The sequence below is a fragment of the Stenotrophomonas sp. 107298_Sma genome (assembly GCF_056480345.1).
The window spans coordinates 1,693,887-1,718,661 of the sequence record NZ_CM151094.1; the positions used below are offsets into that span (position 1 = coordinate 1,693,887).

Annotated in this window: 19 protein-coding genes and 1 tRNA gene; 16 read left to right on the plus strand and 4 right to left on the minus strand. The window is 65.4% G+C overall.

Going from position 1 to position 24,775, the window contains the following annotated elements; translation table 11 throughout:
* The first annotated feature begins 19 nt into the window (after positions 1 to 19).
* The 14 genes from ftsH (at position 20) to ACZK2G_RS08070 (ending at position 14,724) form a co-directional block, all read left to right on the plus strand.
* Entirely contained in the window at positions 20 to 1,954 is a 1,935-nt protein-coding gene (gene ftsH, locus ACZK2G_RS08005; protein ID WP_169050334.1) for an ATP-dependent zinc metalloprotease FtsH, read from the plus strand.
* A gap of 102 nt (positions 1,955 to 2,056) precedes the next feature.
* Positions 2,057 to 2,242, plus strand: a complete 186-nt coding sequence (locus ACZK2G_RS08010) for a hypothetical protein (protein ID WP_065722299.1) — start codon at positions 2,057 to 2,059, stop codon at positions 2,240 to 2,242.
* Positions 2,243 to 2,875: 633 nt separating this feature from the next.
* The gene (gene folP, locus ACZK2G_RS08015) at positions 2,876 to 3,772 is read left to right on the plus strand and encodes a dihydropteroate synthase (protein ID WP_136638585.1); all 897 of its coding nucleotides are present in this window, start codon (positions 2,876 to 2,878) and stop codon (positions 3,770 to 3,772) included.
* Positions 3,772 to 4,725 carry a tRNA (adenosine(37)-N6)-dimethylallyltransferase MiaA gene (miaA, locus tag ACZK2G_RS08020; protein WP_337301955.1) on the plus strand — a complete coding sequence of 318 codons (954 nt, stop codon included), beginning with the start codon at positions 3,772 to 3,774 and terminating at the stop codon, positions 4,723 to 4,725. The genes folP and miaA overlap by 1 nt, the downstream gene beginning before the upstream one ends.
* A gap of 96 nt (positions 4,726 to 4,821) precedes the next feature.
* Positions 4,822 to 5,097 carry an RNA chaperone Hfq gene (hfq, locus tag ACZK2G_RS08025; RefSeq protein ID WP_004152891.1) on the plus strand — a complete coding sequence of 92 codons (276 nt, stop codon included), beginning with the start codon at positions 4,822 to 4,824 and terminating at the stop codon, positions 5,095 to 5,097.
* A 14-nt stretch (positions 5,098 to 5,111) separates the two neighbouring features.
* The gene (hflX, locus tag ACZK2G_RS08030) at positions 5,112 to 6,422 is read left to right on the plus strand and encodes a ribosome rescue GTPase HflX (protein ID WP_136638583.1); all 1,311 of its coding nucleotides are present in this window, start codon (positions 5,112 to 5,114) and stop codon (positions 6,420 to 6,422) included.
* Positions 6,423 to 6,525: 103 nt separating this feature from the next.
* Complete coding sequence (locus tag ACZK2G_RS08035; RefSeq protein ID WP_136638582.1) at positions 6,526 to 7,020, plus strand: CinA family protein; 495 nt, start codon at positions 6,526 to 6,528, stop codon at positions 7,018 to 7,020.
* Between the two features lie 34 nt (positions 7,021 to 7,054).
* A complete protein-coding gene (ubiB, locus tag ACZK2G_RS08040; RefSeq protein WP_478475567.1) occupies positions 7,055 to 8,737 on the plus strand; it encodes a 2-polyprenylphenol 6-hydroxylase in 1,683 nt (560 codons plus the stop codon).
* 227 nt (positions 8,738 to 8,964) lie between these two features.
* Positions 8,965 to 9,600, plus strand: a complete 636-nt coding sequence (gene lexA / locus ACZK2G_RS08045) for a transcriptional repressor LexA (RefSeq protein ID WP_012510665.1) — start codon at positions 8,965 to 8,967, stop codon at positions 9,598 to 9,600.
* A gap of 204 nt (positions 9,601 to 9,804) precedes the next feature.
* Positions 9,805 to 10,842 (plus strand): recombinase RecA, encoded by a 1,038-nt coding sequence (gene recA / locus ACZK2G_RS08050; RefSeq protein WP_012510666.1) that lies wholly within the window; start codon positions 9,805 to 9,807, stop codon positions 10,840 to 10,842.
* A gap of 110 nt (positions 10,843 to 10,952) precedes the next feature.
* Entirely contained in the window at positions 10,953 to 11,444 is a 492-nt protein-coding gene (gene recX / locus ACZK2G_RS08055; protein ID WP_253078933.1) for a recombination regulator RecX, read from the plus strand.
* Positions 11,445 to 11,553: 109 nt separating this feature from the next.
* Positions 11,554 to 14,202 (plus strand): alanine--tRNA ligase, encoded by a 2,649-nt coding sequence (alaS, locus tag ACZK2G_RS08060; RefSeq protein WP_337301954.1) that lies wholly within the window; start codon positions 11,554 to 11,556, stop codon positions 14,200 to 14,202.
* Positions 14,203 to 14,349: 147 nt separating this feature from the next.
* On the plus strand, positions 14,350 to 14,553 hold the full coding sequence (gene csrA / locus ACZK2G_RS08065) for a carbon storage regulator CsrA (protein ID WP_004152909.1): 204 nt from the start codon (positions 14,350 to 14,352) through the stop codon (positions 14,551 to 14,553).
* Between the two features lie 78 nt (positions 14,554 to 14,631).
* Positions 14,632 to 14,724: transfer RNA gene (locus ACZK2G_RS08070), tRNA-Ser, on the plus strand.
* A 91-nt stretch (positions 14,725 to 14,815) separates the two neighbouring features.
* Here ACZK2G_RS08070 and ACZK2G_RS08075 read toward each other — a convergent pair.
* A complete protein-coding gene (locus ACZK2G_RS08075; RefSeq protein ID WP_136638579.1) occupies positions 14,816 to 15,277 on the minus strand; it encodes a DUF4189 domain-containing protein in 462 nt (153 codons plus the stop codon).
* A 120-nt stretch (positions 15,278 to 15,397) separates the two neighbouring features.
* Complete coding sequence (locus ACZK2G_RS08080; RefSeq protein ID WP_478475145.1) at positions 15,398 to 17,728, minus strand: TonB-dependent receptor; 2,331 nt, start codon at positions 17,726 to 17,728, stop codon at positions 15,398 to 15,400.
* A gap of 139 nt (positions 17,729 to 17,867) precedes the next feature.
* On the opposite strand from ACZK2G_RS08080, the gene ACZK2G_RS08085 reads away from it, so the two are divergent.
* Positions 17,868 to 18,806 carry a helix-turn-helix transcriptional regulator gene (locus ACZK2G_RS08085; RefSeq protein ID WP_046985845.1) on the plus strand — a complete coding sequence of 313 codons (939 nt, stop codon included), beginning with the start codon at positions 17,868 to 17,870 and terminating at the stop codon, positions 18,804 to 18,806.
* Positions 18,807 to 18,917: 111 nt separating this feature from the next.
* Positions 18,918 to 21,089 carry a TonB-dependent alcaligin siderophore receptor FauA gene (gene fauA / locus ACZK2G_RS08090; protein WP_478475147.1) on the plus strand — a complete coding sequence of 724 codons (2,172 nt, stop codon included), beginning with the start codon at positions 18,918 to 18,920 and terminating at the stop codon, positions 21,087 to 21,089.
* Between the two features lie 17 nt (positions 21,090 to 21,106).
* Here the strand turns inward: fauA and ACZK2G_RS08095 are convergent, their stop codons facing one another.
* Positions 21,107 to 22,213 carry a YdcF family protein gene (locus ACZK2G_RS08095; RefSeq protein ID WP_478475151.1) on the minus strand — a complete coding sequence of 369 codons (1,107 nt, stop codon included), beginning with the start codon at positions 22,211 to 22,213 and terminating at the stop codon, positions 21,107 to 21,109.
* The gene (locus ACZK2G_RS08100) at positions 22,213 to 24,627 is read right to left on the minus strand and encodes a TonB-dependent receptor (RefSeq protein WP_337301950.1); all 2,415 of its coding nucleotides are present in this window, start codon (positions 24,625 to 24,627) and stop codon (positions 22,213 to 22,215) included. The genes ACZK2G_RS08095 and ACZK2G_RS08100 overlap by 1 nt, the downstream gene beginning before the upstream one ends.
* Positions 24,628 to 24,775: the final 148 nt, after the last annotated feature.

Sequence of the window (24,775 nt, forward strand, 5' to 3'; positions counted from 1 at the left end):
AACACCGGAGCCAATGAGGATGAACGACTTGACCAAGAACCTCCTGCTATGGGTGGTCGTCGCCGTCGTGCTGATGGTGGTCTTCCAGAGCTTCTCGCCCAAGACCTCCGGGGCTGGGGCGCAGGGCGCGTCGTATTCGCAGTTCCTGGACCAGGTGGACAGCGGCAACGTGCAGAAGGTCGCCTTCGGCGGCGACATGCGCGGCGGCACCAGCCAGCTGACCTACACCACCCGTGGCGGCCAGTCGGCCACCATCACCGCACCGTTCGATCGTGACCTGATCAACGTGCTGCGCACCAAGAACGTGGAAATCGTGCAGGAAGAGCCGTCCAGCGGCATCTCCCTCGGCGCGATCCTGATGAATTTCCTGCCGGTCATCCTGATCATCGGCTTCTGGTTGTTCATTATGCGCCAGATGCAGGGCGGTGGCGGCGGTGCCAAGGGCGCGATGTCCTTCGGCAAGTCGCGCGCCAAGCTGCAGGGCGAAGACCAGATCAAGGTCACCTTCGCCGACGTCGCTGGCTGCGACGAGGCCAAGGAAGAAGTGGGCGAGCTGGTCGACTTCCTGCGCGACCCGTCCAAGTTCACCAAGCTGGGCGGCAAGATTCCGCGTGGCGTGCTGATGGTGGGCCCGCCGGGTACCGGCAAGACGCTGCTGGCCAAGGCCATCGCCGGCGAAGCCAAGGTGCCGTTCTTCTCGATCTCCGGTTCGGACTTCGTGGAAATGTTCGTCGGCGTCGGCGCCAGCCGTGTGCGCGACATGTTCGAGCAGGCCAAGAAGCACGCGCCGTGCATCATCTTCATTGATGAAATCGACGCCGTCGGCCGTCACCGTGGTGCCGGCCTGGGCGGCGGTCATGACGAGCGCGAGCAGACCCTGAACCAGCTGCTGGTCGAGATGGATGGTTTCGAGGGTGGCGAAGGCGTGATCGTGATCGCCGCGACCAACCGTCCGGACGTGCTGGATCCGGCGCTGCTGCGTCCGGGCCGTTTCGACCGCCAGGTGGTGGTTGGCCTGCCGGACGTAAAGGGCCGCGAGCACATCCTCAAGGTGCACATGCGCAAGCTGCCGCTGGCTGACGACGTCGTGCCGATGGTGATCGCACGTGGTACCCCGGGTTTCTCCGGTGCCGACCTGGCCAACCTCTGCAACGAGGCCGCCCTGTTCGCCGCCCGTGGCAACGAGAAGGAGGTCCGCATGGACCACTTCGATCGTGCCCGCGACAAGATCCTGATGGGTGCCGAGCGTCGTTCGATGGCCATGAGCGAGGAGGAGAAGACCCTCACCGCGTACCACGAGGCCGGTCACGCCATCGTCGGTCGTCTGGTGCCCGAGCACGATCCGGTCTACAAGGTCACCATCATCCCGCGCGGCCGTGCGCTGGGTGTGACCATGTACCTGCCGGAAGGCGACAAGTACTCGATGAACCGCGTGGCGATCAAGTCGCAGCTGTGCTCGCTGTACGGTGGCCGCGTGGCCGAGGAGCTGATCTTCGGTGCCGACAAAGTCACCACGGGTGCCTCCAACGACATCGAACGTGCCACCAAGATGGCCCGCAACATGGTCACCAAGTGGGGCCTGTCCGACCAGCTCGGCCCGATCGCCTATGGCGAAGAGGACGATGAGGTGTTCCTGGGCCGTTCGGTCACCCAGCACAAGAGCGTGTCCAACGACACCGCGCGCCGCATCGACGAGGAAGTGCGCAACATCCTCGACGAGGCTTACGCACGCACCACCGAGCTGATGACGGCCAACCTGGACAAGCTGCACGCGATGTCCCAGCTGCTGCTGCAGTACGAAACCATCGATGCGCCGCAGATCGACGCCATCATGGAAGGCCGCGATCCGCCGCCGCCGGCCGGCTGGAACAAGTCGAACAAGGATGGTGGCAACGACAAGGGTGGCGACGCCCGTCCGCTGCCGCCGATCGCAGGCCCGGCCGAGTCGCACTGAAGGCCCGCTGCAGGTAATACCAGACGAGGCCGGGGCAACCCGGCCTCGTTGTTTCCGGGCCACTGGCCCATCCCGAAGAACCGTTCTGATGCTGGAGCCCGCATGTCCACCCCGAAGCCCGAACCGATTTCCCACACCGTCGAGATGATCATCGCCACCGTGGTCGGCGTGGGTGTAGGCCTTGGTGCCGACAACCTGTTGCTGGGCTGCGTGGTGGGTATCGGTGTCGGCATCGTGCTGAGCATCGCCAAGACCCTGTACGTGGACCGCAAGCGCCGCCGCCGTTGATGGGTATCGGCAGGGCTGCGCCCTGCACCTGCTACGAGCCGGAGCAACAGCAACAGCTACAGCTACATTCCGTGGGATGGCGGGGCGGGGTCGGAGTGCGGGGACGCCGCGAGTACGTCCCTGTAGGCTTGGCAGCCGCATCCATGCGGCTGACACCCCGCACTCCGACACCGCCCCACCTCTGACAGATTTCGGGAGCTGTTGGTAGGTGTCGACCTTGGTCGACACATCTGTCAGATATCGATGTACAAGAATGGGGTCAGATCCGTTTTCCGCAGGAAAACGGATCTGACCCCAAGAGCTGCTCCGAAAGATCGCAGAAATCTGTCGAAGGCGGGGTGGGTCCGGTTGCGGGAGTGTCCGCGGCATGGGCCCGAGGCATGCCTCGGGCGGGTTGGGCAGGACGCGCAACCCTGGTCTTGCCGTGTGCGCAGGACAGCGCACACGAGCAAGCCGCGGCCAAGCCCCCATGGATGGGTTTACGGCGTCTCCCGCAACCGGACCCACCCCGGCTACCCTCAGGAAACCAGCTTCTGCTGTTGCTTGGGCTCTTGCTGTGGCCGTTGCCTCTGCGGGTGCAGGGCGCCGCCCTGCCGAACTAAACTACCCGCCGTTGTCCCTGCAGGATTGCCCATGTTCGATACCTCGCCCCAGCTCGATTGCGCCGGCCGCATTCTGCGCCTCGACCGTGCCCGGGTCATGGGCATCGTCAACGTCACCCCGGACTCGTTCTCCGATGGCGGCGCGCACGACACCACCGAGGCCGCGGTCGCACATGGCCTCAAGCTGGTCGAGGAGGGCGCGGACCTGCTGGACATCGGCGGCGAATCGACCCGGCCGGGCGCTGCGCCGGTATCGGTGGAGGAGGAGCTGCGCCGGGTGATTCCGGTGATCGAGCAGTTGGCTGCCCGAACCCAGGTGCCGATCAGCATCGACACCTTCAAGCCCGACGTGATGCGGGCGGCAGTGGCGGCCGGCGCCGGCATGATCAACGACATCTTCGGCCTGCGCCAGGAAGGCGCATTGGACGCGGCTGCCGAGGCCGGCGTGCCGGTGGTGCTGATGCACATGCAGGGCGAGCCGGGCCACATGCAGGCCGATCCGCATTACGACGACGTGGTCGCCGAGGTGCACGGTTTCCTGGTGCAGCGCCTGTTCGCTGCCGAGATGGCGGGCATCGAGAAGAAAAACCTGCTGATCGACCTCGGCTTCGGCTTTGGCAAGACCACCGCCCACAACATGACCCTGCTGGCGCGTTCGGAGCGCTTCCTGGAACTGGGCGTGCCGATGCTGGCTGGCCTGTCGCGCAAGCGCAGCCTGGGTGAACTGACCGGTCGCGACACGCCGTCTGAGCGAGTGGCTGCTTCGGTTGCCGCGCACCTGATCGCAGTTCAGCGAGGTGCGGGTATCGTGCGCGTGCATGACGTGGCCGCCACGGTCGACGCACTGAAGATCTGGCAGGCAGTGGAGGCCGTACCGACGCCGCGCGCCGACGCCACGCCGACGATCCGCTGGCCGGACGAAGACTGATGGGGATCGACCAGCGGCCGCTGGCGATCGCCGTGATGGGACCGACCGCCAGTGGCAAGACCGCGACTGCGATCGCCCTGGCCCGGCAGCTGGATGGCGAGATCGTGAGCGTCGATTCGGCACTGGTCTATCGCCACCTGGACATCGGCTCGGCCAAGCCCGATGCGGCCGAGCGTGCGCAGGCGCCGCACCACCTGCTGGATCTGCGCGATCCCTGGCAGACCTATTCGGCGGCCGAGTTCGCGGCCGATGCCGGTCGCGTCGTGTCCGACATCCTGGCGCGCGGCAAGATGCCGATCCTGGCCGGCGGCACCGGGTTGTACTTCCGCGCCTTGTTGCAGGGCCTGTCGCCGATGCCGGAGGCCGATCCGGCGACGCGCGAAGCGCTCAGCGCCGAAGCCGCCGAACGCGGCTGGGCGGCACTGCATGCGGAACTGGCCAAGGTTGATCCGGCGGCCGCCGCACGCATCCATGCCACCGACCCGCAGCGCATCCAGCGGGCGCTGGAGGTCTATCGCCTGACCGGTACCCCCATCACGGAGTGGCAGCGCCGGCCGGGCGTGGCGCCGTTGCCGGTGCGCACGCTCAAGCTGGTCCTGGCCCCGCGTGACCGCGCGGTACTGCACCAGCGCATCGAGGCGCGCTTCGACGCCATGCTGGCGCAGGGTTTCCTTGACGAGGTGCGGGCGCTGCGCGCGATGCCGGAATTGGCCGCCGCGGAGGCGCCACTGGACCTGCCGGCTGTGCGCGCGGTCGGCTATCGCCAGGCTTGGGAGTACCTGGACGGGCAGGGCGATGCCGCCCGCTTCCGTGACAAGGCGATCTTCGCCACCCGGCAGCTGGCCAAGCGCCAGCTGACCTGGCTGCGCGGTGAACTTGATGCGCGCTGGTTCGACCCCCATATCGACCGGGAGCGCCTTGCCGGCGCGGTGTCGACCTTCGTCGCACGCTGAACCCCCGCCAGCCGTGTAACATCATCGGTCGGTGGGCGGCTCGGGGGCCGCGGCAACCGTCGGCAACCCAATAAGAACAATAATCAGGAGTGTGCAATGTCCAAGGGACAATCGCTGCAGGATCCTTTCTTGAACGCACTGCGGCGCGAGCGCGTGCCGGTTTCGGTGTACCTGGTCAACGGTATCAAGCTGCAGGGCACGATCGAGTCGTTCGACCAGTTTGTGGTCCTGCTGCGCAACACGGTCAGCCAGATGGTCTACAAGCACGCCATTTCCACGGTGGTACCGGCACGCAACGTGAAGGTCGGACCGGGTGGTGGCTATGTGCAGTCGGGTGAAGGTGGTCAGGCGGGTGATGAAGCAGACGAGTAAGACTGGAGCGGTGAATGTTTGACCGCTCGAAAAAGGGCGAACACGCCCTCTTGATCCAGCCGCATTTCGGCAAGCTGGAAGACGATGTGCTGGAAGAATTCGGTGATCTGGCCCGCTCGGCTGGGGCCAGCATCGCCGCGACGATCACCGCACGCCTGGACCGTCCGAATCCATCGACCCTGATCGGCAGCGGCAAGCTGGACGAGATCAAGGCCGCGGCCGACGCCAGCGGTGCCGACCTGATTCTGGTCAACCATGCGTTGAGCCCGGGCCAGGAGCGCAACCTGGAACGTTTCCTCGAGCGCCGGGTGATCGACCGTACCGGCCTGATCCTGGACATCTTCGCCCAGCGTGCGCACAGCCACGAGGGCAAGCTGCAGGTTGAGCTGGCACAGCTGCGTCACCTGGCCACGCGGCTGGTGCGCGGCTGGACCCACCTGGAGCGCCAGCGCGGTGGTTCGATCGGCCTGCGTGGCCCGGGTGAAACCCAGCTGGAAACCGACCGCCGCCTGCTCCAGAAGCGGGTGGAGCAGCTGCAGAAGCGGTTGGAAAAGGTGGAGGTGCAGCGCACCCAGATGCGCCGTGCGCGTGTGCGCAGCGAGCTGCCGCGCGTGGCCCTGGTGGGTTACACCAACGCCGGCAAGTCGACCCTGTTCAACGCCATGACCGGCGCTGAGGCCTATGCCGCCGACCAGCTGTTCGCCACGCTGGACCCGACCGTGCGCCGCATCGCGGTGCCGGGCGGCAACGTGGTGCTGGCCGACACCGTCGGCTTCGTCCGTGATCTGCCGCATGATCTGGTCGCCGCGTTCCGCTCGACTCTGTCCGAGGCGCGCGAGGCCGACTTCCTGCTGCACGTGGTTGATGCCGCCGATCCGCACCGCGAGGAGCGCATCGCCCAGGTCGACGAGGTACTGACCGCGGTCGGTGCCGGCGATCTGCCGCAGCTGCTGGTGTTCAACAAGATCGACCGCATCGACGGTGCAGACGTCCGCCACGATGGCCAGGACGGCGTTCCCGACGAGTCGCGCCGCGAGCGGGTGTGGATTTCCGCACGCGATGGACTGGGCCTGGAACTGCTGCAGAGCGTGCTGGGCAAGCGCCTTGGCCTGCAGCACGTGACCGGTGAGCTGCGCCTGCCGCCGGATGCCGGCCGCCTGCGTGCGCGCCTGCACCAGCTGGAAGTGATCCGCAGCGAGCAGACCGATGAAGACGGCTGGCTGCTGCAGGTCGACCTGCCGATCGCCGAAGCCGAGAAGCTGGCGGCCAGTGCGGACGGCGCGCCGATCCGGGCGCTGCTGCCGGAAAAGCTGCCGGAGTGGTGAGGTAGCGCCGGGCCCTGCCTGGCGGCTGCCGTCACGGCGGCCCGCGACACGCGGCCGTCATCTGCGGTACAACGTGCAGGTTCTTCACCCCACCGTCATGCCGATGTCCATTCCAACCGACGCTGAACTCAATGCCCTGTCCGCCGCGCTCGGGCAGCGCCTGCAGCAGGTCTCGCTGCAGCTGGTGACCGCCGAGAGCTGCAGTGGCGGCTGGATCGCCAAGTGCATGACCGACATCGCCGGTTCCTCGGCGTTCTTCGACTGTGGCATGGTGGTCTACAGCTACGAGGCCAAGCAGCGCCTGCTCGGCGTGCGCGCGCAGACCCTGGAGCAGTTTGGTGCGGTCAGCCGCGAAACCGTGTTGGAGATGGTGTCCGGTGCGCTGGTCAATTCCGGCGCCGGCATCGCCGTGGCGGTGACGGGTATCGCTGGCCCTGGTGGCGGTAGCCCTGACAAGCCGGTCGGCAGCGTCTGGATCGGCTGGAAGCGCCGTGGAGGTTACGCCCGCGCCGAGTTGTTCCAGTTCGATGGCGACCGCGAAGCCATCCGCCGGCAAACCGTGTCCGCGGCATTGCGCGGTATCGACGCCCAGCTGTGACATGCTGCTCCGGTAATCGTCCGGAGCACGCATGATGTGGGAAACGCTGGGCACGGTCCGTGACCTGGGCCGACTGCAGGAAATTGCCGTCGTCCTGATCCGCTATGGCTTCGGCGATGTGGTGCGGCGCATCGGCCTGGCCACGGTGCTGGAGCGGGCAGGGCGCCTGCTGCACTGGAACGAAGAGCGCCAGGAACTGCTGCGGATGACCGCACCGGTGCGCGTGCGCAGCGCCATGCAGGATCTCGGCCCAACCTTCGTCAAGCTTGGCCAGGTGCTGGCGACGCGCGTCGACCTGCTGCCGCCGGAATGGATCGCCGAGCTGTCCGAACTGCAGAACGCGGTGCCGGCCTTGCCGTATGCGGACATCCGCGAGCAGCTCGAGTCCGACCTCGGTGCGTCGCCGCAGGACGTGTTCGCCTTCCTCGATGAAACGCCCATGGCTGCGGCTTCACTGGCGCAGGCCCATCGCGCGCGCCTGCAGGACGGCCGGGAGGTGGTGCTGAAAGTGCGCCGGCCTGGTATCCGTGACGTGGTCGAGGCCGACCTGCGGCTGCTGGCGCGCCTGGCCGAGATCGTCGAGGCGCGCCTTCCCGATCTGCGTCGTTACCGCCCGGCCGAGGTTGTGCAGCAGTTCACCGTGTCGCTGCGCCGCGAGCTGGATTTCGCCGCCGAATGCCGCAATGCCGAGCGCATCGCGCGCAACTTCAAAGGCCGCGACGATATCCTGATTCCCAGCGTGCATTGGCAGTGGACCTGCGAAAGCCTGAATGTGCAGGACTTCGTTGATGGCATTCCCGGCCGCGACCTGGCCGGCGTCGACGCCGCAGGGCTGGACCGGCGCGAACTGGCGCGGCGTGGTGCCGACATCGTGCTGAAGATGGTGCTGGAGGACGGCAGCTTCCACGCCGATCCGCATCCGGGAAACATCATCTACCTGCGCGACGGCCGCATCGGCGTGATCGATTTCGGCATGGTCGGTGCGCTGTCCGAAGTGCGTCGTTTCCAGGTCGCGCAGCTGCTGCACGGGCTGGTCGAGCAGGACCCGCAGGGCGTGGCCGACGTGCTGCTGGACTGGGCCGGCGGCGTGGAAGTGGACGAAAACCGGCTGCAGCACGACATCAGCCAGTTCGTCGACCAGTACCGGGGCGTGCCACTGAAGGACCTGCGCATCGGCCTGATGCTGGGCGACATCACCCAGCTGCTGCGCAGCTACAGCCTGACCCTGCCGGCCGACCTGGCGCTGATGATCAAGGCGTTCCTGACCCTGGAAGGCATGGGCCGGCAGCTGGACCCGGATTTCGACATGGCCAGCGCCGCGCGCCCGTTCCTGGAGCGGGTGGTGCTGCAGCGCTATGCGCCCAAGGCGCTGCTCAAGCGTGGCCGGCGCAGCCTGCTGGGCCTGGTTGATTTAGCCGGCGAACTGCCCCGTGACCTGCGCAAGCTGGTCCAGGCCGCACGCCGTGGGCGCCTGCAGCTGAAGGTGGAAACCACGGCGTTGCAGGGCTTCGGCGAACAGGTCAACCGCGCCGCCAACCGGCTGGTGATGGGCATCGTCACCGCCGCTCTGATCATCGGCTCATCCATCGTGATGCACAGCGTCGGCGGGGTTTCCAGCCGCTGGCTGCTGGCGCTGGGCGTATGCGGTTTCATCGGCGCCGGCTTCTGCGGCGTGTGGATCCTGTTTTCGATATGGAGAAGCGGCAAGCACACCTAGTGTGCTTGCCGCAGCGGTTCCCAACGGGAACCGCGGAATCGCTGCGCGATTCCTGTAGAGCCGACCGCTGGTCGGCTGCTCTTGCTTTTGCCCCTACCAGCTGGGCCATGCCCGGCGACGGCACCGAGCATGGCTCGGCGCCATAGGTCGTTCCCCGTCAGTCCTGCAGCCCGCCGTGTCGCAACCAGCACTTGCAGTCCCGTGCGTTAGTAGTAATACTACTAATCATGGACCTGACCGACACCCAGCAGGCGATCCTGCAGTTGATCGCCGAGCGTATCGAGAGCGAAGGCGCACCGCCGTCGCAGACTGAAATCGCGCGTGCATTCGGCTTCAAGGGCGTCCGCGCGGCCCAGTACCACCTGGAAGCCCTGGAGCAGGCCGGTGCGATCCGTCGCATTCCGGGCCAGGCCCGAGGCATCCGCCTGGTGCAGGCGCCACCGCTGGAGAAGCTGGCCGAGCCGGGCCTGCCCGACAACGTTCTGCGCCTGCCGGTGCTCGGCCGGGTCGCAGCAGGTCTGCCGATCGGTGCCGACATCGGCTCGGATGATTTCGTGGTGCTGGACCGGGTGTTCTTCTCGCCGGCGCCGGATTACCTGCTCAAGGTGCAGGGCGATTCGATGATCGACGAGGGCATCTTCGACGGTGACCTGATCGGCGTGCACCGCACCCGCGATGCCCATTCCGGGCAGATCGTGGTGGCCCGCATCGATGACGAGATCACCGTCAAGCTGCTGAAGATCGCCAAGGACCGTATCCGCCTGCTGCCACGCAACCCCGACTACAAGCCGATCGAGGTGCTGCCGGACCAGGACTTCTCGATCGAAGGCCTCTATTGCGGCCTGTTACGACCCAACCGTTGACCTGTTCCATAGCGCATTACCCCGCGGTCTTTTGTGGCGATTCTCTGGTTCCACTGAGGTTGGTACGGATGTCCGATAATTCTTTTCAGAGCGCCGGGCAGAATCTCAGCCTGTGCGATACGTCCGACTTAAAGTGAACCCATGGCGAAGAAGACCCCCAAAGACAGCACCTCCAACGACACGACCTCTGCAAGGACCAATCCGATGGACGAGAACAAGAAGCGCGCCCTCGCTGCAGCTCTGGGCCAGATCGAAAAGCAGTTCGGCAAGGGCTCGGTGATGCGCATGGGCGACCGCGTGGTCGAACCCGTCGAAGCCATTCCGACCGGTTCGCTGATGCTCGACATCGCGCTGGGTATTGGTGGCCTGCCGAAGGGCCGTGTCGTTGAGATCTATGGTCCGGAGTCGTCGGGCAAGACCACCTTGACCCTGCAGGCCATCGCCGAGTGCCAGAAGCTGGGCGGCACTGCAGCCTTCATCGACGCCGAGCATGCGCTGGATCCGATCTACGCCGCCAAGCTGGGCGTCAACGTGGACGACCTGCTGCTGTCGCAGCCGGACACCGGCGAGCAGGCGCTGGAAATCGCCGACATGCTGGTCCGTTCGGGCTCGGTGGACATCCTGGTGGTCGACTCGGTTGCCGCGCTGACCCCGAAGGCCGAAATCGAAGGCGAGATGGGCGACCAGCTGCCGGGTCTGCAGGCCCGCCTGATGAGCCAGGCGCTGCGCAAGCTGACCGGCAACATCAAGCGCTCCAACACCCTGGTGGTCTTCATCAACCAGCTGCGCATGAAGATCGGCGTGATGATGCCGGGCCAGAGCCCGGAAGTGACCACTGGCGGCAACGCGCTGAAGTTCTATGCCTCGGTGCGTCTGGATATCCGCCGTATCGGCGCGATCAAGAAGGGCGACGAGATCATCGGCAACCAGACCAAGATCAAGGTCGTCAAGAACAAGCTGGCGCCGCCGTTCAAGCAGGTCATCACCGAGATCCTGTATGGCGAAGGCATCAGCCGCGAAGGCGAACTGATCGACATGGGCGTGGATGCCAAGCTGGTCGAGAAGGCCGGCGCTTGGTACAGCTACGGCGAAGAGCGTATCGGCCAGGGCAAGGACAATGCCCGTGGCTACCTGCGCGACAACCCGACCGTCGCCGCCAAGCTCGAAGCCGAGCTGCGCGAGAAGTTCCAGCCGTCTGAAGCTGCCCGCGAAGAAGGCGACGACGAAGGCGACGACGAATAAGGCTTGCTGTGGGGCAGGGTGGCGCCGTCAGTGACGTCGCCCTGCTCCGCAGGTTCGAATCGCCCATGGACGGGCAGGGCGCCACGGATGGCGCCACCCCTGGAGCACCGATGTCCGACGCCGAAGACATTCCCGCCGGCCGCAAGCGACGGCCGCGTGAGCAGACCCCCGTACAACGGGCGCTGGGCCTGCTGGTCCGCCGCGAACACTCGCGCAAAGAGCTGACCCGCAAACTGACCGCCCGTGGCATCGAGGATGAGGCCGCGCAAGCCGCTGTTGCCAAGCTGACCGAGGCGGGCTGGCAGGATGACACCCGCTTTGCCGAGAACCTGGTGCGGATGCGTGCCAATACCGGCTACGGGCCGATCCACGTGCGCGCCGAGCTCGGCACCCATGGCCTGGACAGCGAGGCGATCGCCGCGGCAATGGACAGTTATGAAGGCGACTGGCAGGAGAACGCCCGCGACCTGGTCCGCCGCCGCTTCGGCGAAACCGGCCCGCAGGACCTGGCGCAGCGTCGCAAGGCTGCGGACCTGCTGGCCCGACGGGGCTTCGACGGGGACAGCATCCGCCGCGCGACCCGCTACGACCCGGATGACTGAGACTGGCGGCGCCGGGCCTGATACCCTTTAGGTTTTCGGCGGTCCCGCGCGACCCTGGCCATTGCGGCCGGTGGTCCGGGTCCGCCGGCCCGCCGACTGCCAGCCCCCAATGAACGCATCCGCCAAATTCACGACTTCCCAGATCCGCAGCGACTTCCTTGAATTCTTCAAGGGCAAAGGCCACACCATCGTGCCGTCGGCGCCGCTGGTGCCGGGCAATGATCCGACCCTGCTGTTCACCAATTCCGGCATGGTGCAGTTCAAGGACGTGTTCCTTGGCGCGGAGAAGCGCAGCTACGTGCGCGCGGCCGACGTCCAGCGCTGCCTGCGCGCCGGCGGCAAGCACAACGACCTTGACCAGGTCGGCTACACCGCACGTCACCATACTTTCTTCGAAATGCTGGGCAACTGGTCCTTCGGCGACTACTTCAAGAAGGACGCGATCGCCTGGGCATGGGAGCTGCTGACCCAGGTCTGGAAACTGCCGGCCGAACGCCTGCTGGTCACCGTCTACCAGACCGACGACGAAGCGTATGCGCTGTGGCGCGACATGGTCGGCATCCCGGAAGAGCGCATCGTGCGCATCGGTGACAACAAGGGTGCGCCGTTTGCCTCGGACAATTTCTGGCAGATGGCCGATACCGGCCCGTGCGGCCCGTGCACCGAGATCTTCTACGACCACGGCGACCACATCGCCGGTGGCCCCCCGGGTTCCCCGGATGAAGACGGCGACCGCTTCATCGAAATCTGGAACCTGGTGTTCATGCAGTTCGATCGCCAGCCCGACGGCACCCTGGTGCCGCTGCCGGCACCGTGCGTGGATACCGGCATGGGCCTGGAACGCCTGGCGGCGATCCTGCAGCACGTGCACACCAATTACGAGATCGACCTGTTCCAGGCGCTGATCCGCAAGGCGTCCGAGCTGACCGGCACCGCCGATCTGGAGAACAAGTCGCTGCGGGTGATCGCCGATCACATCCGTGCCTGCTCGTTCCTGATCGTCGACGGCGTGCTGCCGTCCAACGAAGGCCGCGGCTACGTGCTGCGCCGTATCATCCGCCGCGCCCTGCGTCACGGCTGGATGCTGGGCGTGCGCCAGCCGTTCTTCAGCAAGCTGGTGCCGACTCTGGTCGAGCAGATGGGCGAGGCCTATCCGGAACTGCCGGCGGCGGTCGATACCGTCACCCGTGCGCTGCAGGCCGAAGAAGAGCGTTTCGCTGAAACCCTCGACGCCGGCATGAAGATCTTCGAAGACGTTGCCGGCAAGGCCAGCAATGGCGTGATCCCCGGCGTTGATGCGTTCCGCCTGTACGACACCTATGGCTTCCCGCTCGACCTGACCCAGGACATCGCCCGCGAGCGCGACCTGACCGTCGACATCGCCGGCTTCGATGCGGCGATGGAGCAGCAGCGCGAAACCGCGCGCGCGGCCGGCAAGTTCGGCGGTGGCGTGACCCTGCCGGCCGAGCTGGTGGCAACCCTCAGCCCGACCCGCTTCCTCGGCTACGACCGCCTGCAGGCCGATGACCTGACCGTGCTGGCCGTGCTCAAGGACGGCCGTCCGGTGCAGTCGGCCAATGCCGGTGATGCGGTCATCGTGATCACCAGCCAGACCCCGTTCTACGCCGAGTCCGGCGGCCAGGTCGGCGACACCGGCGTGCTGACCGGCAACGGCGTGCGCCTGGCGGTGGACGACACCCAGAAGTTCGCCGGCCAGTTCCATGGCCACGTCGGCACCCTGTCCGAAGGCGGCCTGAAGGTTGGTGACGTGCTGTCCGGCCAGGTCGATGGCGAGCGTCGCAGCGCCACCATCCTCAACCACTCCGCCACCCACCTGCTGCATGCCGCCCTGCGCGAAGTGCTGGGCACCCACGTGCAGCAGAAGGGCTCGCTGGTGGCGCCGGACCGCCTGCGCTTTGACTTCTCGCACTTCCAGCCGATCAGCGCGGAAGAGCTGGCGGTGATCGAGCGCAAGGTCAATCAGCAGGTGCGTGCCAACAACGCTGCCGAAGTGCACAACATGGGCATGCAGGAAGCGCTGGACTTCGGCGCGATGGCCCTGTTCGGCGAGAAGTACGGTGAGCACGTGCGCGTGCTGAAGATGGGTGACTACTCCACCGAGCTGTGCGGCGGTACCCACGTCAACCGTACCGGCGACATCGGCCTGTTCAAGATCACCTCCGAGGGCGGCGTCTCCGCCGGCGTGCGTCGCATCGAGGCGGTCACCGGCCAGGGTGCGCTGGACTACGTGGATGCCGAAGAGGCCCGCCTGGCCGAGGCCGCCGAACTGCTTGGCGGCAGCGCTGCCGACGTGGTCGAGAAGATCCGCGCCCTTGGCCAGCGCCAGAAGCAGCTGGAACGCGAGCTGGAGTCCGTGAAGGCCAAGGTTGCCGCTGGCGCCACCGCTGACCTGTCCGGCCAGGCCGTCGAGGTCGCCGGTGTGAAGGTGCTGGCGGCTCGCCTGGAAGGTTTCGACGCCAAGGCCCTGCGTGACGCCATGGACCGCCTGAAGCAGCAGTTGGGCGACGCGGTGATCGTGCTGGCCGGTGCCCAGGACGGCAAGGCCGCCCTGGTCGCGGGTGTGAACGGCAGCGCAATGGGCAAGGTCAAGGCCGGGGAACTGTTGTCCCATATCGCCAGTCAGATCGGGGGCAAGGGCGGCGGACGCCCGGACCTCGCCCAGGGTGGTGGCGAGGACGGGCCCGCCCTTGCCACTGCGCTGGCTGCCGTCGTCGAATGGGTCAGCCCCCGCCTGTGATGAACCGCGCCTTCCCCCTCCTTGTAGGAGCGGGACGGCTGACGGTACCATTGCGAATCTTTTCCCTTTGTCGTGGTAGCGCTTCTTGACGGAGCGTCAAGCCGGTGGGGGATACCCTTCCACACGGTTCCATGGAGACTTACAAAAATGTTGATCCTGACTCGCCGCGTCGGCGAAACCCTGATGATCGGTGACTCGGTGAGCGTCACCGTGCTTGGCGTCAAGGGTAACCAGGTGCGTATCGGCATCACTGCGCCGAAGGACGTCGCTGTGCATCGCGAAGAGATCTACCAGCGCATCCAGCGTGGTGACGAAGCCGGTGGCACCGGCAGTGAAAATTCTGCCGAATAACGCTTTACCTTCGCACTCGATTAACGTTATGATTCACGCCCCGCTGAGGTGCAACGCACCAGACGCGGAGAAAACCCCGGAGTGATGCCCGAGCGGCTGAAGGGGCTCCCCTGCTAAGGGAGTATAGGGTCAAAAGCTCTATCGAGGGTTCGAATCCCTCTCACTCCGCCAGATACAAAGAAGCGCCTGCAGATCGTCGATCTGCAGGCGTTTTTCTTTATCTGATGTTCGAAAAGGCAGATCGGCGCAGAGCTGCGTATGCCTAATCCACTGTCCCGATCCTGGGCTGCGATCGGGGCGTTGGTGTTGGCGTTGCCGCAGGCGCGGGGGCTGGTGCGCCAGGGAGCACTGGCGGTTCAAGCTCGGGAGTTGGCGTTTCCCGCCACAGCATCGAAAGGGTGCAGTCGTTGGCACGTTCCCTGCACATCTTTTCTGCCTTCCTCTGCGCGGCTTCCGGGGTCTTCTCACCCAGAGCAAAACCCAACGCAATCGTGCCTGTGGCAATGGCCGAATAGCCTTCGCTGGACGTACTGGCGGACTGACCGCAATTGCGGGATCGCGCTGCGCAGTAGTGCAGCGACTGCTGCATCGCGCTGGTCAGGGAGCGCTGATTCATCGAATAGCCGAAGCGACCATCCTTGTCGTAGGTGATCGCAGAGGCGGCGTTTGCGCCTGATGAGACGGACAGCAACAGCCCAAGTGAAACCATCTGCATCCAGTTCATTGCACTCTCCCTTTTTGCCGATGGTGGATCAAGCGGGGTTCGAGGCGCAACCAGATGGGATTCTGATGCAGAGTGCCTGCAGGCTGTTCACCTGCAGGCGTGTTCTCATTCAATCTCTACTCAAAGCCTCACCGTCACACCCACCTGGAAACCACGCCCCGGCAGCGGCGCAATGTACTTCAGCGGCGAGTTGTGCGGCCGTGCTTCCTCATTGAGCAGATTGCTGCCATTGACGAACACTTCCATGCTGGCAATGTAGGCATTGCGCACCGGCAGCTCACGGCTGACCTGCAGGTCGACCATGTTGAACGCATCCAGCGGCACCTCCTCGCTGACGTTGCGGCCGAGGTACTTCTGGGTGTCGTAGTAGGTGCTGGACAACTGCGCCTTCCAGCCTTCGCGCTGCCACTGCAGGTTAGCGCCGTAGCGGTTGGTTGGCATGTTCGGCAGATATTCGCCGTCATTGTGGGCACGCAGCGAATCGGGGTGGTCGGCCTTGTTCTTCACCAGGTCGGCGAAGGCGGAGACATTCAACGAACCATAGCGGCCCAGGTCCACGGCCTGCGACACGTCGATCTCGAAGCCCTTCACCGTGGTATCGGTCTGCTTCCAGTACTTCAGCGGCAGGCGGTTGGCGGTCTGCAGGCCGGAGTAGCCGAGGTAGAGATAGTTCTCGTACTTCATCCGGTAGGCCGTGGCTGACAGCTCGAAACCGCCGAGATGGAACAGGCCGGTCAGCTCCAGGTTCTTCGCGCGTTCCGGTTCCAGGTCCTGGTTGCCTTCTTCCTGGGTCATCACCGAGTAGTGCGCGTTGCTGGCATACAGCTCGTTGATCTCCGGGGCACGCTGCGAAGACGAGTAACGCACCTTGGCCGCGAACATCGGCCCCAGCTCGACATATGAGCCCAGGCTGTAGCTGTTGAGCCGGTAGTCGCGGTCCTGCAGTTTCGTGTTGGAAGCATTGCGCGCGGTCTTGAAGCGGCTGGGCTGCAGCTCGTGATCCACGCGTTCGTGGCGCACGCCTGCGTCGAAGCTCGCCCAGCCGAAGTCCAGCGTTTCCTTCAGGAACACCGCGTTGCTGCGGCTGTCGACGTCGGGCAGGTAGCGCAGCGAGCCGCTGCCGGTGACATCACGCGACTGATGGCTGAAACCGAGCAGGCCGCTCAGCGGGCCGACCCGCTGATGGCTCAGCAGCAGCTCGGCCTGGGTGCTCTCGAAGTCGTAGTCGTTGGCTTTTTTTGTGCCCAGCCGCTCGCCGGAGGTGTTGTCCAGCTTGGAGACCCGCAGCTCAGCGCGTTCAACGTAGGGCAGCGGATCGCGCAGCAGGGCTTCCAGCGCGTAGCGTTGCTGCTTGATCACCACGCCCACCGGCAGGCCATCGGCGTAGTTGGAGCCGAACGACAGGTTCTGCATCGAAAAGCCCGGCACGCCGTACTCGCTGTCCTTGGCATCGATGCTGACACCGACGTAGCCGCGGTCGAAGAACAGCGTCGAACCGAGGGCCACCTGCGAATTGCGCGCATAGCTGTTGCCCAGCCGGTGATGGTAGTCGGGCGTCACATCGTTGTTTATCTGCTTCTGCACGTATGAGGGCGTGCCCGCGACGTAGGCCGGGTTGACCGGATTGACGTAGGTACGGCGCTGCCAGACCGAGGTCGGACTGTTGGTATAGAAGGAGAAATCACCGTCGGCCCAGTCCGGGTTCTCGGTCATGAACTGGTCGATGTAGGGTTGCGAGGCCTTGTTGTAGATCTGCTGGACGCGCGCCTCTTTCTGGCAGGCGTCGGCCAGGGCCGAGTTGACGCCCCCAGCGGCCGGGAACAGACCGGTGTTGCAGACGCTGGCCTTGCTGTTGCCGGGGATGTCGTAGTGCGAGATCCGCTGTCGCGACACCTGCAGGTTGGTGGACACGTTGCGCTGGTTGTTGAAGTTCATGCGCAAGCCCTGCGCGTCGGCCGCGTTGAACCCCTTGCGCAGGACCAGTTCCATCGACTGGTCCTTGTCTTCCATGCTGCGCGAGATCAGGCCCGAGTCGATCTCCACGCTGCCACCGATCGCATTGCCGCCATAGCGCACGGTGTCGGAAGACTTGTTGACGGTGACGCTGCGTACGAACAGCGGATCGAACGGGATGTTGATGTCACCGCTGATCGCGTTCATGCCCAGAATCGACTGGCCGTCCTGCAGGATCTGCACGCGGTTGCCGCTGAGGCTGCGGATGACCGGAGCGCCCGCGTTCGGCCCGAAGGCGGTGCTCTGCACACCGGAGACGTGTTCGAGCAGGCCGCCGAGGGTGCGGTTCTGCGCCTGCGGATTGTCGACGGTGACCCGGCTGTCGATGCGGGAGGGTTGGGAGGCCTGGACCTGGAGGGTGGGGAGGGTGGGGTCGTCCGCGGCCTGGGCGTTGTGGACGACGAACAGAATGGCAGCAGCAAGGAGATGGCGGCGCATGACACGATCCGTGAAGTTGATGTGAAATGTTATAACGTAACTATTTGTATCGACAAGGGCAGATTGGGCCTTGCCATGAAGGTTGGAGATGAGAGCGGTTCTCATATGACAATGGCGTTGGATCTCCCGTAGGCGCCCCATGCACACCCTTACCCTTGCCGACCTGGACCGCTTGGGCCGCAGCAGCGGTTTCCGCTATCGGCTGCCTGCACTTGCGTCCGCCGCGGATTCGGGCGCGCTGTGCGTGGTCGAGGGCAGGGTGGAACAGCGCTGCTTGCGCCCTGGCATCAGCCTGGCGCTGTCGGACGTGGTCGCGCATCAGCCGTTCGAGGCGACTTCGGAGGCACCCCCGCCGTTCGCTGCGATCGTGATGCTGGAAGGCCGTGCCGGAGCACGCCTGGAAGGGCAGGCTGTGATCGGCATGAACCGCGGCGCCGGCGCGATGGTGTTGGCCGATGCCGCGCCGATGACTGCGATTCATCCGGCCGGTCAACGGATGCGCAGTCTGAATGTCTCGCTGGATGCACCGGCCGAGATGGATGATCCGGTGATCAGCGAACTGCTGTTGCAGGCTCGTCGCCATGGTCGCCGGCGGCTGCACAGCTGGCAGGTACCCGCGCATCTTGAACATGCCGCCGAACAGTTGCTGTCGGGGACCTGGCAAGGCGCGATGCATGCGCTGCTCTGCGAGGGTGTGGGACTGCAGATGCTGGCGATGGCGTTGGGTACGTCTGCACAGGACGCGCTGCCGGATCTGCGTGTTTCACCACGCGACCGGCGCATGCTGCAACGGGTGATCGACTGCCTGCAGGCATCGCCTGCGGCTGACCACCGGCTGGAGGACCTGGCCCGCGTGGCCTGCATGAGCCCGAGCAGCCTGCGCCTGAAATTCCAGCAGGTGCACCGCTGTTCGGTGTTCGCGTGGTTGCGCGAGCGACGCCTGCAGTTGGCCTGCGAGCAACTGCGGCAGGGCTGCAGCGTGCAGCAGGCCGCGCATTTCGTCGGCTATCGGCATGCCACCAATTTCGCAACCGCGTTCCGAACGCGCTACGGCATCGCCCCCAGCCAGATCCGCTGAGTCCGGATCGCGGCTGGCGGTGCGCATACGCGTGCTGCGTGCGCGCATACGTGCGCTCACGCTTAAATGACAATAATTCTCATCCAGCCTTTCCCTTCTGCTGGATCTCCCATGCCTGCCTGTTTCCGCCCATGTGCCCTGGCCACCGCCATCGGCACGACCTTGGCGCTGTTCAACGCTGCCCACGCCGCCGAACGCGCTCCTTCCGTAACGCCTTCCCAGCTCCCAACCGTGCAGGTCACGGCCGACCTCGATGGCAGCACCGAAAGCTCGCGCTCCTACACCACCGATTCCATGGGCACGGCGACGGGGCTGTCGCTGACCTCGCGACAGACGCCGCAGTCGGTCAGCGTGGTTACCCGCCAGCAGATCGAGGACCGCGGGCTGCTGAGCACCGCCGACGCCTTGTCGACCGCCCCCGGCATCTCGGTCACGCGCAGCGACGCCAACCGCTACTCGTTCTCCGCACGCGGCTTCGATATCGACAACTACCAGTTCGACGGCGTGGTGATGCCGGTGCTGTCGCCGTGGAATTTCGGCGAGAACAATCTGGACATGGTGGTGTACGACCGCATCGAGATCGTGCGCGGTGCCAACGGCCTGATGACCGGCACCGGCAATCCCTCGGCGGCGGTGAACTATGTGCGCAAGCGCCCGCTGCGCGAGTTCGCTGCCAGTGGTGGCATCAGCCTCGGCAGCTGGGACGCGCGCCGCGCGTGGGCGGATGTGTCCAGCCCGCTGAGCCGGGAAGGGCGTGTGCGTGGTCGCGTGGTCGCTGCGCAGGCAGAGGGCGACAGCTACACCGCCGGCCTGGACAGCACCGCAAAGACACTCTACGGCGTGGTCAGTGTGGATCTGGGCGAGGACACTGGATTGATCGCCGGCATCTCCTACCAGGGCAACGACAACCGAGGCTTCGGCAGCGGTTTCGCACTGTTCAACGCCGACGGCACGCGCACCCGATTCGACCGCTCGGTATCGGCCACCGCGCCGTGGGCACGGATGACCACCGATACCCGCAACGGCTTCTTCGATTTCAATCATCGCTTCGGCAACGACTGGCAAGCCCGCGTGTCCTACAGCCGCTCGCATACCGATATGGAGATGAAGCATCTCTACCGGGGCGGCTATCCCGATCCGGTTACCGGCGCCATGCCTACAGGCAACAGCTTCACTCGTTACGACGGCCCGGTGCGCCGCGAGGCGGTCAGTGTCAGCCTGTCCGGGCCGTTCGAGCTGTTCGGTCGCCAGCACACCGCATCGATCGGTTGGTCGCGCTCGCGTGATGAAATCACGCTGGGGCAGTACCACGCACTGGCGCCGCTGCCGCCGTTGGCCAGCTATCTGGACTGGCACGGGCCGGGCACGCCTGAGCCTGTATGGGCCAGCAGCAAGACCCAGGCCGATGACCTGCACAACCAGCAGAGCGGTGCCTATGCCGTCGCGCGGCTGTCGTTGGCCGATCCGCTGCACGTGATCGTCGGTGGCCGCCTGAGCAACTGGGAGACCGACCAGGTCTACTTCGGCGCCAAGCGGAAGTACCGCTACCGCAACGAGTTCGTACCCTATGCCGGCGTGGTCTGGGACCTCAACGGCTACAGCAGCGTGTACGCCAGCTACACCGGCATCTTCAAGCCGCATAACAACCGCAATGAATCCGGGCAGATCCTCGACCCGGTCAGTGGCCGCAGTTATGAGCTGGGCCTCAAGGGCAGCTGGTTGCAGGAGCGCTTGAATGCGTCGGCGGCGCTGTTCCGCACCCAGCAGGACAACCTGGCCGAGGCCACTGGTGGTCTGGTCGAAGGCAGCACGCAGGCGGCCTACCGCGCGGTGAAGGGCGCAACCGTGGACGGCCTGGAGCTGGAGCTGGCCGGTGAACCTCTGCCGGGCTGGAGCCTGGGTACCAGCTTCACCACCTTCAGCGCGCAGGATGCACAGGGACGGGCGATCAACACCGCCAAACCGCGCAGCCTGTTCAAGCTGTTCACCACCTGGCGCCTGCCCGGTACCTGGGATCGGCTGACGCTCGGTGGCGGTGTGGACTGGCAGAACCGCATGTACCAGACCGCCACCGCCCCCGGGAATCGCCGCGTGCCGGTGGAGCAGCCCAGCTACGCACTGGTGAACCTGATGGCGCGCTACCAGTTCAGTTCCCACGTCTCTGCGGCGGTCAACATCAACAACCTGTTCGACCGCCACCACTACTCGCAGATCGGCTTCTACAACCAGGGCTGGTACGGGGCGCCGCGAAACGTGATGTTCACGCTGAAGGTCGGCTACTGAGGGTAACGTCGCGCCCTTCAGGGATCCAATGGATCCATCGGATCGATGCGCAGCGATTCGGGCGCTGGCACGAAGGTGATCGCGTACGGCGAAATGCGTGAACCGACCTTGCCTGGAACGTAGCCCAGCTCACGACGGTTGCGCTCGCTGAATCCGCTGCTGGCGACCGAATCGATATGCGATGGACTGCTGACCACCAGTGCCGGTTGCCGTGGCGGTGCCTGCAGGGCCGCCAGTAACCGGGCTGCGTTGCGCAGGTTGGTGGTGGTGTGGCGGGCATAGGGCTCGATGATGATCGCCTCTGCGGGAATGCCGAAGCGCGCAATCAGCGCTTCGCGCATCTGCACGGCTTCGACGCTGCGGGTGCCGCGCGGATGCACGGCGCCGCCAGAGACGATGACGAAAGGCGCATCGCCCGCTGCATAGCGCTGCGCAGCGGCTTTCAGGCGCAGCTTGCTGCCGGCGCTGAGCGGGGTGGTCAGCTCGTCCGGGCCCTGCCCAAGCACGATGATCGATGTGTATGGATGCGCGGTCCAATCCAGCTGCCGCGCGCGTGCGAATGGCGCGGCGTTCATTCCCGCGCTGATGGGCTCGAAGCGGATCGCATCGAGACGATCATTGGCATCGAGCAGGCCCACTGCCACCGCGATGCTGCGATCGAATGCGGTGTAGGCCGCGGCGGCGTCCACCTCGCTCATCTGCATGGCAATTGCAGCATCGCCAGCCAGGCGCGTGCTGCCCGCCGCGCCGACCGGGCCGTCGATGGCGTCGTAGCGGGGCGGCTGGCCGTGGCCGTAGACGGAGAGGATGTTGTTGAGGCCCGCCAGCTCCCTTTCGATGGCCATGGCGTGCGCCGGAACTGCGGCGCTCAACAGGCCAGCCTGCGCGGGCGTCCAGCGTGCTGCCTCGAGTGTGCAGGCAGTGGTCCGGCAGCCCACCAGCTGCTGCATGCGTTCGGCCAGGGCGGAGCGCGCACGATCGGGCAACGTATCGTGCTTCAGCTGCACGAGGGTCGGAAACAGGCGCGCGGCGAGGGCCACGCTGTCGCGGTCGTCGGCGGCTGCCGCAAGCGGCAGCACAGCCGTGGCCAGCAGGGCGAGGGACAAGCTCAATCGTTGGTGCATCACCAGCTCCTGCTCACCATCAGGCGGACGTTGCGGCCGAACAGTGGCCGTCCATAGATTGCCTCGGCCGAACCCTGGCCAGCCAGTGCATCGGTACGGGTGTTGCCCTCGGTGAGCCCCTTTTCATTGGTCAGGTTGTCGCCCACCAGCTGTGCGCCCCAGTTGCCGCGCTTCCATGAAATGCCCAGGCCCAGGGTCTGGTAGGCCGGCAACGCGGTCTGGTTGAACAGATCGACATAGGACTTGCCAACCACGTCATAGCGCAGCCATGTCTCGAACTGGTCCTGGCCGTGCTGGAAACTGAAGGTCGGCCGCAGGTTGCCGTAGAGCTTGGGTTCGCGGACGATCTGCTTGCCGTTGACCGCGGCCGGATCGGCGCCGGAATCGTTCTGCAGGCTGTCGTACTGCGGATCGCTGACCGTGATCGAGCCGGCGATGCTGAACCAGTCCAGCGGCCGGAACATGCCATCCAGCTCGATGCCCTTCGAGACGGCGGTGCCGATGAAGGGCACCGACTGGTCATTGCGGCCGGTCGTCGGATTGAAGGCGACGAAGGACGCATTGAGTGGATCGAACTTGGTGTAGAACGCGGTCAGGTAGAGATAGGACCGGCCGAACCCTGCCTTCAGGCCCAGCTCGTACTGGTCCAGCTGGGTCTGCACGATGGTGGGATCGATCGAGCGCGCCACCGACGAATTGGGAACGATCTCCATGTGCGACACGCGGGCATAGGCGCCTACGGTGGCAGTGAAATCGTAGTTGGCACCCACGGTCCAGTTGGTGGCGGTCGGGTTCAGGCGATGGTTCTGGACGACGCCGGTGAACCGGCGCGTGGTGTTGTCAGCCAGTGTATTGCGGTCGCCGAGGTCGACCTGGGCGGTCTGCTCGGCATAGCCTTCATAGCGGTAGCGCTCATGGCGGATACCGGCGTCGAGCTTGAAACGCTCCGTCAGTGCCCACGTGTCATTGGCATACACCGCGAACATGCGGGCATCGACCTTGCCGCGATTGAGGGTGGTGGTGTAACGCAGCGTGCCCTTGTCGGTGACATAGCCCAGTGGGGCGCCATCGTTACCGTAGGCCACCAGATCCAGCAGGCGTGGCTTGCCGCGCATCTCCATCAGCATGTCCTGGTACAGGCTGAAAGCGGTGGTTCCGAAGAAGGCCGTGTATGCACCGATGTTCAGATCGTGGCTGCCCCAGGCCGTTTCAAACAGCCGCGTCGCACTGAAATCGGCCTGGCCGGAGTAGAAGTCCGAATCAGCAGCACGGTACTGGGCCGAGATCACCAGGCCGGAGTCGGCGTAGGGATCGTAGGCACTGGCGCCGTTGCTGCCGGCCAGCGCGTAGCCCATCCGCGCGACGCCGGCACCGAAGGTGCTGCGGGCCGCGCCCAGATAGCCGTTGGCGAAGCTGCGTGCGTCGACCGGGTTGGTGGTCGAGTACAGCGCGTCGAAGGTATTGCGGCCCTTGGTGTAGCCGGTTTTCAGCGAGATCGTCCAATCGCTGGCGGTGTTCTCGTACTGGAAGCCGATGTTGCCGAAGCGCATGTGCCGGCCATCGGCCAGGTCGCGGTTCATGCCCTGCAGGGCACCGCCGCCATCGAGGTACTTCAGGTTGACACTGCGCAGCGAGGGCGAGTTCAGCGTACCGTCGAAGTAGTCGATGTACGGGTCCAGTGGAACGCTGGGATTGCGCGGATCGGCAACCGGGATCGGCAGGTAGAACGTATTGTGGTCATCGACGAAGGTGCCGCTGATCTTGAACCAGCTGGTGTCGTCGAAGTAGTGCTTGATGTTGCCGCGGATCTGCCCGCCCTTGTCATTCGGGAAGCCGTTGTCGCGGTAGCCATCGTGCTGGCGCAGGAAGCCACCGACGGCATAGAAGGTGTCCTTGCCGAGCGCGCCCGACTGGTACATCTCGCCGCGGTACAGGCCGGTATCGCCGATGGTCAACTGCGCCTTGCCGTGCGTGTCTTCGGAACCCTCGGCGAGGATGTTGTTGACGATGGCGCCGCCGCTGCTCGCATAGATCGGTGCCGGGCCACCGCGTACGATCTCCACGCGCTGGTTCATCACGTCGAAACGGTTCATGCCGTCGCCGGAGTTGAAGAAGTGGCCATCCAGCTCCTGGTAGAGCGGCAGGCCGTCCTGCTGGAAGGCGATGAAGCCACGATCGGTTGGAATGCCGCGCAGCCGGGTGATGTTCTGTACTTCACCACCGGTGGCCTCGACATGGATGCCGGGCACCGACCCGAGCAGGTCGGCGTAGCTTTTCGGTGCGAGCTTCTGCACGTCTTCGCGGCTGAGTGAATTGACCGCGAAGGACGCATCGAAGCGACGCTGGGTGCGTGCCGCACCGGTAACCACCACTGCATCCAGTGTTGCTGCGTCGGCCGTGTCTTGCTTCTGCACCGGCGCGTCCTGCGCAGATGCAGTGCCGTGCAGGGATATCAGGACCAGGGAGATTCCCAGGACCAGGGGGCTGATGTTCATCGGAGGGCGGCCATGCAGGGAAGGGGGGACCGCTGCACGGTAGGTCCGGGCGATGACGGAATTGTTT